Annotated in this window: 12 protein-coding genes and 1 pseudogene; 10 read left to right on the top strand and 3 right to left on the bottom strand. The window is 75.2% G+C overall.

Annotation, left to right across the window (positions count from 1 at the left end; translation table 11 throughout):
• Nucleotides 1-40 precede the first annotated feature (40 nt).
• Nucleotides 41-1,582 carry a cobyric acid synthase gene (locus tag F8274_RS25795; protein ID WP_151464955.1) on the top strand — a complete coding sequence of 514 codons (1,542 nt, stop codon included), beginning with the start codon at nt 41-43 and terminating at the stop codon, nt 1,580-1,582.
• A 3-nt stretch (nt 1,583-1,585) separates the two neighbouring features.
• Here the strand turns inward: F8274_RS25795 and F8274_RS25790 are convergent, their stop codons facing one another.
• Nucleotides 1,586-1,987: a rhodanese-like domain-containing protein gene (locus tag F8274_RS25790; protein WP_151464956.1), complete on the bottom strand. Its 402-nt coding sequence runs from the start codon at nt 1,985-1,987 to the stop codon at nt 1,586-1,588.
• A gap of 110 nt (nt 1,988-2,097) precedes the next feature.
• Between F8274_RS25790 and F8274_RS25785 the strand changes: the two genes are divergently transcribed.
• From F8274_RS25785 to F8274_RS25770, 4 genes are all read left to right on the top strand, one after another.
• Nucleotides 2,098-2,751 (top strand): uridine kinase, encoded by a 654-nt coding sequence (locus F8274_RS25785; protein ID WP_192579986.1) that lies wholly within the window; start codon nt 2,098-2,100, stop codon nt 2,749-2,751.
• A gap of 36 nt (nt 2,752-2,787) precedes the next feature.
• Nucleotides 2,788-4,140 (top strand): dipeptidase, encoded by a 1,353-nt coding sequence (locus F8274_RS25780; RefSeq protein ID WP_192579987.1) that lies wholly within the window; start codon nt 2,788-2,790, stop codon nt 4,138-4,140.
• 78 nt (nt 4,141-4,218) lie between these two features.
• A complete protein-coding gene (locus F8274_RS25775) occupies nt 4,219-4,425 on the top strand; it encodes a hypothetical protein (protein WP_151464953.1) in 207 nt (68 codons plus the stop codon).
• Between the two features lie 109 nt (nt 4,426-4,534).
• On the top strand, nt 4,535-6,118 hold the full coding sequence (locus tag F8274_RS25770) for an ATP-dependent DNA ligase (RefSeq protein WP_151464952.1): 1,584 nt from the start codon (nt 4,535-4,537) through the stop codon (nt 6,116-6,118).
• 31 nt (nt 6,119-6,149) lie between these two features.
• On the opposite strand, the gene F8274_RS25765 is transcribed toward F8274_RS25770, so the two are convergent.
• On the bottom strand, nt 6,150-6,965 hold the full coding sequence (locus tag F8274_RS25765; protein ID WP_151464951.1) for an SURF1 family protein: 816 nt from the start codon (nt 6,963-6,965) through the stop codon (nt 6,150-6,152).
• A gap of 135 nt (nt 6,966-7,100) precedes the next feature.
• On the opposite strand from F8274_RS25765, the gene F8274_RS25760 reads away from it, so the two are divergent.
• Complete coding sequence (locus F8274_RS25760; protein ID WP_151464950.1) at nt 7,101-8,465, top strand: cobyrinate a,c-diamide synthase; 1,365 nt, start codon at nt 7,101-7,103, stop codon at nt 8,463-8,465.
• Nucleotides 8,462-9,031 carry a GNAT family N-acetyltransferase gene (locus tag F8274_RS25755; protein ID WP_151464949.1) on the top strand — a complete coding sequence of 190 codons (570 nt, stop codon included), beginning with the start codon at nt 8,462-8,464 and terminating at the stop codon, nt 9,029-9,031. Before F8274_RS25760 ends, F8274_RS25755 begins: the two co-directional genes overlap by 4 nt.
• Nucleotides 9,032-9,142: 111 nt before the next feature.
• On the opposite strand, the gene F8274_RS25750 is transcribed toward F8274_RS25755, so the two are convergent.
• Nucleotides 9,143-11,275, bottom strand: a complete 2,133-nt coding sequence (locus F8274_RS25750) for a transglycosylase domain-containing protein (RefSeq protein ID WP_151464948.1) — start codon at nt 11,273-11,275, stop codon at nt 9,143-9,145.
• A gap of 133 nt (nt 11,276-11,408) precedes the next feature.
• Between F8274_RS25750 and cobC the strand changes: the two genes are divergently transcribed.
• From cobC to F8274_RS32710, 3 genes and pseudogenes are all read left to right on the top strand, one after another.
• Nucleotides 11,409-12,491: an Rv2231c family pyridoxal phosphate-dependent protein CobC gene (gene cobC, locus F8274_RS25745; RefSeq protein WP_151464947.1), complete on the top strand. Its 1,083-nt coding sequence runs from the start codon at nt 11,409-11,411 to the stop codon at nt 12,489-12,491.
• Nucleotides 12,491-12,899, top strand: a pseudogene (locus tag F8274_RS25740) (nicotinate-nucleotide--dimethylbenzimidazole phosphoribosyltransferase); the annotation flags it as partial. The gene cobC and the pseudogene F8274_RS25740, both read left to right, overlap by 1 nt.
• Nucleotides 12,865-12,965: nicotinate-nucleotide--dimethylbenzimidazole phosphoribosyltransferase (locus tag F8274_RS32710; protein ID WP_225853979.1), on the top strand; the 101-nt coding region annotated here is incomplete at its 3' end. The pseudogene F8274_RS25740 and the gene F8274_RS32710, both read left to right, overlap by 35 nt.

Genomic DNA, 12,965 nt, shown 5'->3' with positions numbered 1-12,965 from the left:
GGGCGCGAGCCGGGAGCGGGACGCGACGGGGGAGCGGGCGATGAGCGGCGGGCTGCTGGTCGCCGGGACCACCTCCGACGCCGGCAAGAGCGTGCTCACCGCCGGGATCTGCCGCTGGCTGCGCCGCCGTGGTGTGTCGGTCGCCCCGTTCAAGGCGCAGAACATGTCCAACAACTCGGCCGTGGTGGTCGGGCCGGACGGACGCGGCGGGGAAATCGGGCGTGCCCAGGCCATGCAGGCCGCCGCCTGCGGGCTCGCGCCAGACCTGCGCTTCAACCCGGTACTGCTGAAGCCGGGCAGCGACCACGCCAGCCAGGTGGTGCTGCTCGGCGAGGCGGTCGACACGGTCACCGCCGGCAACTACCGGGAGCTGCGTCCCCGGCTCGCCGGCACCGCGTACGCGGCGCTGGCCGAACTGCGGGCCGAGTACGACGTGGTGATCTGCGAGGGCGCGGGCAGCCCGGCCGAGATCAACCTGCGGGCCGGCGACTACGTGAACATGGGGCTCGCCCGGCACGCCGGCCTGCCGGCCATCGTGGTCGGCGACATCGACCGCGGCGGGGTGTTCGCCTCGATGTTCGGCACGGTCGCGCTGCTCGACCCGGCCGACCAGGCCCTCGTGGCCGGCTTCGTGATCAACAAGTTCCGGGGCGACCTCGGGCTGCTCCAACCCGGGCTGGACATGCTGCACCGGGTCACCGGCCGCCCCACCCTCGGCGTGCTGCCCTGGGCGCTCGACCTCTGGCTGGACGCGGAGGACTCGCTCGCGTACGGGCGGGTGCTCGGCCGGCCGGCGGCGCCCCGGGGCACCGAATGGCTCGACGTGGCGGTGGTCCGGCTGCCCCGGATCAGCAACGCCACCGACGTCGAGGCGCTGGCCACCGAGCCCGGCGTCCGGGTGCGGCTCACCATCGAGCCGGCCGAGCTGGCCGCCGCCGACCTGGTGGTCCTGCCCGGCTCCAAGTCGACCGTGGCCGACCTGGCCTGGTTGCGGGAGTCCGGCCTGGCCGACGCCGTCCTGGCGCACGCCGCCGCCGGCAAGCCGCTGCTCGGCATCTGCGGCGGGTTCCAGATGCTGTCCCGGGCCATCCACGACCCGGTGGAGAGCCGCCAGGGCAGCGTGCCCGGCCTGGGGCTGCTCCCCGTCGAGATCACCTTCGACCCGCGCAAGACGGTCCGGCGTGCCGCCGGCACCGCGGCGGGGGACGTGCCGGTCCACGGCTACGAGATCCACCACGGCCAGGTCTCGGCCGCCGACCCGGGCCTGCCGCCGCTGCTCCGCTACGCCGACGGCGCCGGCGAGGGCGCCCGGCTGGGCGCGGTGCACGGCACCCACTGGCACGGCGCCTTCGAGTCCGACGCCTTCCGGCGGCGCTTCCTCACCGAGGTCGCCGCGCTGGCCGGGAGGACCGGGTTCAAGGTCGCCCCGGACACCTCGTTCGCCGCCGCCCGGGAGCGCACCCTGGACCTGCTCGGCGACCTGGTCGAGGAGCACCTCGACACCGACGCGCTGTGGCGGCTGATCGAGTCCGGCCCGGCGGCGGACCTGCCGTTCATCCCACCCGGCGCCCCGAACGTGTAGGGGTCAGTGGCGGATGTCGGCGGGGCGGTCGGACATCGGCAGGCCCGCCTCCCGCCAGCCCTGCACGCCGCCGATCATGTCCGTGGCCTGGCGCAGGCCGAGCGCCTGGAGGCTGGCGGCCGCCAGGCTGGAGCTGTAACCCTGCCGGCACACCACCACGATCTGCCGGTCGTAGCTGGTCGACTCCGGGATGCGCCAGTCGCTGGCCGGATCCAGCCGCCACTCCAGCACGGTCCGGTCGATGACGATCGCCCCGGGCAGCTCGCCCTGCTCGCGGCGCTGCGCCTCGGTGCGCGTGTCGACCAGCAGCGCCCCGGCGCGGACCGCCTCGACGGTGTCGTGCGGGGTGAGCCGGCGGAGACCGGCCCGAGCCTGTTCGAGGAGGGCGTCGACGCCCGGACTCATCACGTCATGGAGCACCCTCCGATCATGCCGACGGCGAGGCGGGCCCGCCCGGTGAACGGCCCGCTGGTGCCGCAGGATCCAGCGGACGGGGGACGGCTAACGTCGGCCGGGTGACGGTGGCGGTGGTCGAGGCGTACGCCGGGTTGGCCCGGCGGGTGCTGGCCGGGCCGGCGCGGTTGGGGCGTACCCGACTGGTGGCGGTCGACGGGCCGAGCGGCGCGGGCAAGAGCGTCTTCGCGACGCGCCTCGCGGACGCCGTCGCGGCGCTGCCCGGCGGCGCCCGGCCGCCGGTGGTCCGCACCGACGACCTGCTCGACGGCTGGGACGACCAGCTCACCTTCTGGCCCCGGCTGGAGGAGTGGGTGCTCGGGCCGGTCCGCGCCGGCCGGCCGGGGGCCTACCGAAGGTACAGCTGGGTGCGCCGGCGCTTCCTGGACCGGGCGGTGCCGGTGCCGGCCGGGCCGGTGCTGATCGTCGAGGGGGTGAGCGCCGCGCGGGCGGCGATCCGCCCGGAGCTGACCCTGTCGGTCCTCGTCACCGCGCCGGCCGGGTTGCGGCTGTCCCGGGCGCTCGCCCGCGACGGCGCGGAGATCCTGCCGGAGCTGCGCCGCTGGCACGCCGGGGAGCGGGCGCACTTCGCCGCCGACGGCACCGCGGCCGCGGTGGACCTGCTGGTCGACGGCGCACCCGACCTGCCGCACGACGCCGGCCGCTACTACGTCCGCCGGCCGGGGGAGACGGGCTCGGACGGCGAGGGCAGGTAAGGCCGGCATACGATTCCGGTCATGACCACACCGATCATGTCCGAGTCCGAGGTGCGGGCCGCCGTCGAGCGGGAACTGCCCGGCGTCCGTGCCGACCTCGAGCGACTCGTCCGCATCCCGGGCATCGCCTTCGCGGGCTTCGACCACTCGCACGTGGAGCGTTCCGCCGAGGCGGTGGCGGAGCTGCTGCGCGGCTGCGGCCTCGACACGAAGATCGTGCGCTCCGGCGGCCAGCCGGCGGTGATCGGGACGAAGCCGGCCCCGCCCGGCGCGCCGACCGTCCTCCTGTACGCCCACCACGACGTCCAGCCGGTCGGCGACCTCTCGCTCTGGGAGTCCGACCCGTTCGAGCCGGTGGAGCGGGACGGCCGCCTCTACGGCCGGGGCGCCGCCGACGACAAGGCCGGCATCATGGCGCACGTCGCCGCGCTGCGCGCGTTCGGCGACCAGCTTCCGGTCGGCGTCGTCCTCTTCATCGAGGGTGAGGAGGAGTACGGCTCGGACTCGCTGGAGCGGCTGCTGGCCGAGCACCGCGACGAGCTGGCCTCGGACGTCATCGTGATCGCCGACTCCGGCAACTGGGACATCGGGGTGCCCGCGCTGACCACTTCGCTGCGCGGCATCGTCAACTGCTTCGTCGAGGTGCGCACCCTCGACCACGCGGTGCACAGCGGCATGTTCGGCGGCGCCGTGCCGGACGCGCTCACCGCCCTGGTGAAGCTGCTCGGCACGCTGCACGACGATGCCGGGAACGTGGCCGTCGAGGGCCTGGTGGGCCGGGAGGGCGCCGCCGTCGACTACCCGGAGGATCGGTTCCGCGCGGAGGCCGGCCTCGTCGAGGGCGCGCAGCTCTTCGGCAGCGGCCGGATCACCGACCGGCTCTGGACGAAGCCGGCCCTGGCCATCCTGGGTGTCGACGCCCCGGCCACCGGGGAGGCGCCGAACGCGCTGGTTCCGGCCGCCAAGGCCAAGCTGAGCGTACGGCTGGCGCCGGGCGACGACCCGAAGCAGGCGTACGCGGCGCTGACCGCGCACCTGGAGAAGAACGCCCCGTGGGGCGCCCGGGTGACCGTGACCTTCGAGCACGACGGCTCGCCCTGCGTCATCGACGCCACCGGGCCGATGTTCGAGGCGGCGCGGGCGGCGTTCCGGGGGGCCTGGGACGGCACCGACCCGGTCGACATCGGCGTGGGCGGGTCGATCCCCTTCATCGCCACCTTCCAGGAGATGTTCCCCGCCGCGGCGATCCTGGTGACCGGTGTGGAGGACCCGCACGCCCGGGCGCACGGGCCGAACGAGAGCCTGCACCTGGGCGAGTTCGCCCGGGTCTGCGTGGCCGAGGCGCTGCTGCTCGCGAACGTCGCGGAGGCCGGCGCGAACCGCCCCTGAGGTGTCGAAACCGTAACTTCGGGGCCGATGTCGGAGTTTGCGGTGTGTCGGGCGACGGGGTGTTATAGCCTCTCGAACATGCGTACGAACGACGAGATGTCGCGGCTCCAGGCCGCCGTCAGTGCTCTGGGGGACGTCGATGTCTCCGCGTGGCCCGAGGACACGCTGAAGGACCAGCTCGGCGAGCTCTCCGCCGTGCTGGTCGCGCTCGACACGCTGCTCACCCGGGTCGCCGACGAGGTGCGTGCCCGGGGCCTCCGCATCGAGGAGCCCGTCTCGGCCTGAGCCGGCCCGCCGCTTCCGTGATCGTGGCGGGTTGACGTTCCTGGGGGACGCCAACCCGCCACGATCGGAAGCGCCCGAGGTGTCGGGGGTGGCTGGCAGGATGAGGGACGTGCGGTTCCTTGAGCTGGCGGCCACGTCGGCGGCGGTGGGCGCCACCAGCGGCCGACGGGCCAAGGTGGAGCTGCTGGCCGCCGCGCTGCGGTCGCTCGATCCCGACGAGGTGCCGGCGGGCGCCGGCTACCTGGCCGGCGAGCTGCGGCAGCGGCAGACCGGGGTGGGCTGGGCGAGCCTGCGTGACCTGCCCCCGCCGGCCGCCGAGCCGAGCCTGACCGTGGGTGGCGTCGACGCGGCGATCGAGGAGATCGCGGCGGTCGGCGGCGCCGGCTCGCAGGCCCGGCGGCGCGAGCTGCTCGGCCGGCTCTTCGCCGCGGCCACCGCCGACGAGCAACGGCTGCTGGTCGGCCTGTTCCGCGGCGAGCTGCGCCAGGGCGCCCAGGCCGGCCTGCTCACCGAGGCGGTGGCCCGGGCCGCCGACGTGCCGGTCGCCGCCGTCCGGCGGGCCCTGCTGCTCGCCGGTGACCTGCGGTCGGTGGCGGTCGCGGCGCTCTCCGGCGGGGCGGCCGCGCTGGCCGGGTTCGGGCTCCAGGTGGGCCGCCCGCTCGCCCCGATGCTGGCGCAGAGCGCGCCCTCGGTCGACGAGGCGCTCACTGCCACCGGCACCCCGGCGGTGGTCGACGTCAAGCTCGACGGCATCCGCATCCAGGTGCACCGGTCCGGCCGGGACATCGCGGTCTTCACCCGCAGCCTCGACGACATCACCGGCCGGCTGCCCGGGGTCGTGGCCGCCGTCCGCGCGCTGCCCGGCCGCGAGCTGGTGCTCGACGGCGAGGCGATCGGGCTGGACGCCGAGGGGCGCCCGCTGCCCTTCCAGGAGACCTCCAGCCGGGCCGCCCGGCGGATCACCCCGAGCACCACCGGGGGCACACCGGTGGCGCCCGCCGTGCTCGCCGCCGCCGAGCGCACCGGCGAGACGGTGCTGACGCCGTACTTCTTCGACCTGCTGCACCTCGACGGCGCGGACCTCATCGACCTGCCCGGTCGGGAGCGGTGGGCCGCGCTGGCCGGCGCGGTCGACCCGGCGCTGCTGGTCGGCCGGGTGGAGGTGGACGATGCCGAGCAGGCCGGCGTCGCCTTCGCGGCGGCGGTCGACGCCGGCCAGGAGGGGGTGGTGGTCAAGGACCCGGCCGCACCCTACGACGCCGGCCGGCGCGGCGCGGCCTGGGTCAAGGTGAAGCCGCGGCACACCCTCGACCTGGTGGTGCTGGCGGTCGAGTGGGGCAGCGGCCGGCGGCAGGGCTGGCTCTCCAACCTGCACCTCGGCGCCCGTGACCCGCGCACCGGCGACTTCGTCATGCTCGGCAAGACGTTCAAGGGGCTCACCGACGAGTTGCTGCGCTGGCAGACCGAGCGTTTCCTCGCGCTGGCCGTGGAGAAGGGCGACTGGGTGGTCCGGGTCCGGCCGGAGCAGGTCGTCGAGATCGCCTTCGACGGGGTGCAGACGAGCAGCCGCTACCCGGGCGGGATGGCGCTGCGCTTCGCCCGGGTGATCCGCTACCGGGACGACAAGACCGCCGCCGAGGCGGACACCATCGACGCGGTCCGGGCCATCCACGCCGGTCGGGTCACCGGCTGACCCGGCCGCCGGGCCCGGTGCGGAGCGGGACTCAGGTGGCGGCCGGCTCGGCGGCCCGGTCCACCGGCTCGCGCGGTCCGTCGAGGCCGGCCAGCCGGCGCGCCTCCCGGCGGGCGACCCAGCCGTAGCCGACCAGGCTCATGGCGGCGAAGAGCCACCACTGCACCACGTAGCCGAAGTTCTGCCAGTTGTTGGTGTGCCCGATGGGCACCGCCTGGAACGTCGGGTCGGCGGCCGGTGTCTGCTGGTCGAGCAGCACGTAGCCGCCGGACACCGGGTAGGGAAGCTGCTTCGCCAGGCGGGGGATGCTGATCCGCCGGGTCTCCAGCTTGCCGTCGCGGCGGTCGACCGCGTCGCCGCCGCTCTCGCTGGACACCAGCCGGCCGGTGACCGTCACCTCGCCGGTCGGCGCGGCCGGCACCTTCGGCTGGGCGGTGGCGTTTCCGCCGGGGACGGGCGGAACCCAGCCCCGGTCGACCAGCACGGCGCTGCCGTCGGCGAGGACCAGCGGGGTGAGCACCTCGAAGCCGACCTTGTTGTCGACGGTGCGGCCGCGGACCAGGACGACGTTGGCGCTGTCGTACCGGCCGGTGGTGGTGACCCTGGTCCAGGTGAGCCGGTCGGCGGGGGCCGGGCCGGCGGTGCCCGGGCCACCGGTGGGGGCCGGCAGGGCGTCGCGCAGCGGCGCGGGGGTCATGGTGGCGCCGGCGTCGATCCGCTCGTTGATCGCGGTGCGGCCCCGGTAGCGGTCCAGCTGCCAGTTGCCGAGGAAGACCATCACCGCGGCCGCGACCAGGGTCAGCGCGAGATAGCCGAGCCAGCGCGGGGTCAGCAGGAACCGGTACACGTTGGCCAAGGCTACCCGTATGAGCGGCGCCACTGGCCCGGGCCGGCCCGGAACGGGGCGATCGCCGGCCGCCGCGCGTCGGTCCGGACGGGTATGGTCACGCGGGCGGAAACCACCCCAGAGCAGGAGTCGATGATGACGGTCGTGCCGCGCGTCGTGCTGAGCGCGCCCTCCTCGGGGCACGGCACCGGTGCCCTCTCCCTCGGCCTGCTCGCGGCCCTCGCCGACCGGGGGCTGGACGTGGCCGGGTTCAAGATCGGGCCGGACCAGGTCGACGCGGCCTACCTGGGGCTGGCCGCCGGGCGCCCGGGGCGCAACCTCGACCCGCGGCTGGTCGGCCCGGAGCGGGTCGCCCCGCTCTTCGCGCACGGCGCCGCCGACGCCGCGTTCGCGCTGGTCCAGGGCACCATGGGGCTCTACGACTCGATCGCCGGCCGGCCGGAGACCGAGTCCACGGCGGCCGTCGCGACCGCGCTGCGCAGCCCGGTGGTGCTGGTGGTCGACGTGGCCGCCATGGGCCAGTCGGTGGCCGCCCTGGTGCACGGCTTCCGCGCCTACGACGAGCAGCTCTGGCTGGGCGGCGTGATCCTCAACCGGGTGGCCTCGCCCCGGCACGAGGCGATGCTGCGCGAGGCGCTCGACGACGTGGGTGTGCCGGTCTACGGCGCGCTGCGCCGCCATGAGCTGCCCCCGGTGCTGCCCGCCCGCCGGCACGGCCTGGTGCCGGTCGTCCAGCGCGACGCCGAGGCCGAGCGGGCGGTCCGTCGGCTCGGCGAGGCGGCCGCCGCCACGATCGACCTCGACCGGCTGCTGGCGCTGGCCGGGTCCGCCCCGGAGCTGACCGCCGCGCCGTGGTCGCCGGAGCCGGCCGCCCCGTCCGCCGGGGAGCGGCCGGTGGTCGCGCTGGCCGGCGGCCCGGGCGGCAGCTACAGCCACCCGGAGACCGCTGAGCTGCTGCGCGCCGCCGGGGCCGAGGTGGTCACCGTCGACCCGCTGCGCGACGAGGCGCTGCCCGCCGGCACCCGTGCGCTGGTCGTCGGCGGCGGGCTCCCCGAGTCGTACGCGGAGCAGCTCTCCGCCAACCGCCGGCTCTGCATCGCGGTGGCCGAGCTGGCCCGCACCGGCCGCCCCGTGGTCGCCGAGGGAGCCGGCCTGCTCTGGCTGGCCCGGGAGCTGGACGGCCTGCCCATGTGCGGGGTGCTCGACGCGGTCGGCGCCAGCCGGGACGGCCTGGTGGTCGGCTACCGGGAGGCGACCGCGGCCGTCGACAGCGTGGTGGCCCGGGCCGGCACCACGGTGGTGGGGCACAAGCAGCACGCCGCGGTGCTCACCCCGCGGGCCGGCGAGCGGGCGGCGTGGCGCTGGGAGGGTGGCGCCCCGGAGGGCTTCGTGTGGCGGGGCGTGCACGCCTCGCAGCTCGTGCCGCACTGGTCCGCGTACCCGGATGTCGCGGCCCGGCTGGTCGCGGCGGCCCTGGCCCCCGCGGAGGCCCCGGCGTGATCGGTCAGGTGGCGGTGCGCCGGTTCCCGGCGCTGACCGTCTCCACCCCGCGCACCGAGGTCCGCCAGCTCGTCGCGGCGGACGCCGAGGCGGTCGACGAGGTGTTCGCGGACCGGCAGACCCAGCGGTGGCTGCCGCTGGCCGATGCCTCGGGGCAGATCGACGGGCGGGCCTGGTGCACCGAGCTGGCCCGGCAGCGCCGGGACAGCGGCGACGGCGACCACTGGGCGGTGGTCCGCCGCGAGGACCGGCGGGTGGTCGGCTGCCTCTGGACCCGGCGCACCGACTGGGGCGCCCGGCTGACCGAGGTGTCCTACGCGATTGCCCCGCACGCCCGCGGCTACGGCCTGGCCGTCGAGGCGGTCGACGCGGTCGCCATCGCGCTGATCCTGGAGCACGGGTTCCAGCGCGTCGAGCTGCGGGTCGCCGCCGGCAACGTCGCCTCCCGCCGGGTGGCGGAGAAGGCCGGCTTCAGCTACGAGGGCCTCCTCCGCAACGCCGGCTTCGTCCACGGCGCCCGGGTGGACCTGGAACTGTGGTCCTTCGTCTCGGCCGACCTCCGCTGACCCCCCTCCACGGAAGTTGATCAAGAGGTTTGCGTCGGGAATCGAGCGATTCCGCGCGCAAACCTCTTGATCAACCAACCCGGGCGCACCCCCGGGCAGCCTCCGGCGCCCTCAGCCCACGATCTGGTCGCTGGGTGGGGTGAACTGGCGGGTGGGTTGGCCCTTCAGGGCGTCGCGGAGGGTCATGGCCACCGCGTTCACCGGGATCTGGGACTGGCCGTCGCCCACCGCGTTGAATGGATTGTCCGGATCGGCGATGAAGCTCGCCGCCGCCAGTTCGGGCGTGTAGCCGACGAACCACGCCGACCGGGTGCTGTCCGTGGTGCCCGTCTTGCCGGCGACCGGCCGGCCGACCGTGCCCCGCACGCTGTCCGCGGTCGACCAGCCGCCGCAGCTCCCCTTGGCCGGGGTGTCCCCGGTGGGGCAGCGGGCCGCGTCGGTGGCCGCCCGGGCCGCGTCGGAGTTGACCACCTGCCGGCAGCGCGGCTTGGCGACCTCCCGCTGCACCCCGCCCACCGTCCGGTACGCGGCCGGCGTGCCGTCGCGGTTCATGATCGAGTTGACCGGGATCGCCTCGCAGTACCGCCCGTCGGCGGCGATGGCCGCGTAGGCGTTGGCCATCTCCAGCGGGGTGGCGTCGGAGACGCCCAGGGTGAACGCACCCCACTTCTTCACCTTGGCCGGGGAGGCCTGCTCCCGGTCCACGTCGGTACGCCAGCGCAGCCCGAGCTGCTCGGCCAGGCGGACCGCCGCGTCCGCGCCGACCTTCTCCTCCAGCTGCACGAAGTACGTGTTCACCGACTTGCCGAACCCGGACCACATGGTCTGCCGCCCGGTCATGGCGCCGCTGGCGTTGGACGGGGCCCAGCCGTCGTACACCGCCGACTTGTACCGGTACGGCGAGTCGTACGCGGTGGACAGCGGCATCCCGGCGTTGAGCGCGGCGAGCATCGGGAACATCTTGAACGTCGATCCGGCCTGGTAGCCGGGGAGCGTGCCCCCGCCGAGCAGCGGCGCCACCGTGTTCGGGTAGTTCGCCTTGACCTTCGGGCCGGCCTCCGGGTTGGAGCTGGGCCCGTTCTCGCTGAGGTCCAACGAGTAGTTCCGGTTCACCGACATCGCCTTGATCCGCCCGGTTCCCGGTTCGGCGACCACCACCCCGTTGGCGAACGGGCTGCCGGTGTTGTCCTTCGCGCCCACGTTCTTCTCGGCCGCCGCCTGGATCTTCGGGTCGATGCTCAGCACGATCCGGTAGCCGCCGCGCCGCAGCTTGTCCATCCGTTCCAGCCGGTTCTCCCCGAACGCGGGCTGCGCGCTCCACCAGTTCTTCAGGTAGTCGCAGGCGAAGCCCCAGGTGCGGTACTGGTCGTTGATCGAGGCGCAGTCGTTCGGCGGGGTGGTGAGCCGCAGCTTGATCGGCTCGGCCTTGGCCGCCGCCGCGGCGTCCGGTGAGAGGTAGCCGAGGCGGGCCATGTTGTCGAGCACGTAGTTGCGCCGGCCGGTGGCGTCCTTCTGGTCGGAGGTGATCGGGTCGTACTCCGACGGGGACTTGACCAGGCCGGCCAGGGTGGCCGCCTCGACCGGGCTGAGGGTGGCCGGGGTCTTGGAGAAGAAGATCTGCGAGGCCGCGTAGATCCCGTACGCCCGGTGGCCGAAGTAGGCGGAGTTCAGGTAGCGCTCGAGGATCTGTTCCTTGCTGACGTGCTTCTCGATGTCCAGCGCCATGCGCATCTCCTTGACCTTGCGCAGGCTGGTCTGCTGGGTGGCCTCCTGGACCTCCTTCGGCGTCTTCGCGCTGTCCCGCAGGGCCATCCGGACGTACTGCATGGTGATCGTCGAGGCGCCCTGGGACACGCCGCCGGACCGGGCGTTGGACACGAAGGCGCGGGCCACACCCTTCGGGTCGACGCCGTGGTGCTGGTAGAAGCGGTTGTCCTCGGCGGCGACGATCGCCTGCTGGATGTTCGGCGAGATCTCGTCGATCTTGGTGTACTGCCGGTACTCCTCGTAGAACATCGTCAGCACGGTCTTGCCGTCCGGCCCGTACAGGTACGAGGTCTCGGCGGGCAGCGCGGTCTTCAGGATGTTGGTCTTCTGCTCCACTGCGTGTGCGGTGGCCTTGGCCCCGATGCCGGTGACGGCGGCCAGCGGATACGCCGCGGCGGCGACCACGATGCCGGCGATGAGCCCGGCGCGGAGGAGGGGCACGGCACGACCAGCGGAGGCAAGGGGTCGGTTGCTCACGTGGTCAAGCTATGACATTTCCGATTCGGAAATGAGAAGAATTCATAAACGGGCGACGGGGTTCAGCGGTGGTGACGCGGCCCACGCCGGGATGCGCTGTCCCGGGCGGCGGCTTCCCGGCAGGATCGCGGACATGCGTGCTCAGCTGATCGGGACCGCCGCCGCGGCGGGCGAGCCCGACCTCGGCCACCACGGGGATGCCGAGGCCACGCCCGGTCTGGTCGACCTGGCGGTCAATGTCCGCCGGGCCCCGATGCCGGAGTGGCTGGCCGACCCGCTGGTCGCCGCGATGGGGGCGCTGGCCGCGTACCCGGATCCCGGCCCGGCCCGGGCCGCCGTCGCCGCCCGGCACGGGCGTCCCCCGGAGGAGGTACTCCTCACCGCCGGCGCCGCCGAGGGCTTCGTGCTGATCGCCCGGGCGCTGCGCGAGGCCCGCCGGCCGGTCGTGGTGCACCCCCAGTTCACCGAACCGGAGGCCGCCCTGCGGGCCGCCGGGCACACCGTCGAGCGGGTGCTGCTCGACGCGGGCGACGACTTCCGGCTCGACCCGGCCCGGGTGCCCGCCGACGCCGACCTGGTGCTGCTCGGCAACCCCACCAACCCCACCTCCGTGCTGCACCCCGCCGAGGCGCTCGCCGCGCTGGCCCGCCCTGGCCGGGTCCTCGTGGTCGACGAGGCGTTCGCCGACACCACGGCGGCCCCCGGTGTCGAGGGCGAGCCCGAGTCGCTCGCCGCCCGCCGCGACCTGCCCGGCCTCCTGGTGGTCCGCAGCCTCACCAAGACCTGGGGGCTGGCCGGGCTGCGGATCGGCTACCTGCTCGGCGACCCCGCGCTGCTCGCCCGGCTCGCCGCCGCCCAGCCGCTCTGGGCGGTCTCCACCCCGGCGCTCGCCGCCGCCACGGCCTGCGCGTCCCCGGCCGCCGCCGCGGCCGAGCGCGCCATCGCCGCCGGGCTCGCCGCCGACCGCGACCACCTGGTGGCCCGCCTGTCCGGCCTGCCGGGGGTACGCGTCGTCGGCCGTCCCGCCAGCGCCTTCGTCCTGGTCCACCTGGCCGGCGCCGCCGGCGTGCGGGAACGGCTGCGTGAGCGCGGCTGGGCGGTCCGCCGCGGCGACACCTTCCCCGGGCTGGGCCCGGACTGGCTGCGGATCGCGGTGCGCGATCCGGCGACGACCGACGCCTTCACGGACGTGCTGGCGGAGATCCTGGAGGCATGATGTTGGAGTCCACCGTCGCGGCGATCCGGCCGCTCGACGAGGCCGCCATGGCGGCGGCCCGCGAACTCCAGGGCCGGCTGACCAAGCCCGCCGGCTCGCTCGGCGCCCTGGAGCCGCTCTCCGTCCGCCTCGCCGGCCTCGCCGGGACCTGCCCGCCGCCGCTGCCCGAGCCGGCCGCCGTGGCGATCTTCGCGGGCGACCACGGCGTGCACGCCCAGGGCGTGACCCCGTGGCCGCAGGAGGTCACCGCCCAGATGATCGGCAACTTCCTGGCCGGCGGCGCGGTGGTCAACGCGTTCGCCCGGCAGGCCGGCGCGTCGGTCACCGTGGTGGACGTCGGGGTGGCCACCCCGCTCCCGGCCGGGTCGGCGGCCTGGAGCACGCCGCGCTGGCCGGGCTGGTCCTCGGCGCCGCCGCGCGCCGCGTGCCGGTGCTGCTGGACGGCGTCATCGCGGTCAGCGCCGCGCTGGCGGC

Origin of the sequence: Micromonospora sp. AMSO31t, assembly GCF_008868175.1 — a bacterium.
Taxonomy (GTDB): Bacteria; Actinomycetota; Actinomycetes; order Mycobacteriales; family Micromonosporaceae; genus Micromonospora.
This window is presented reverse-complemented; position numbering and strand designations above follow the sequence as displayed.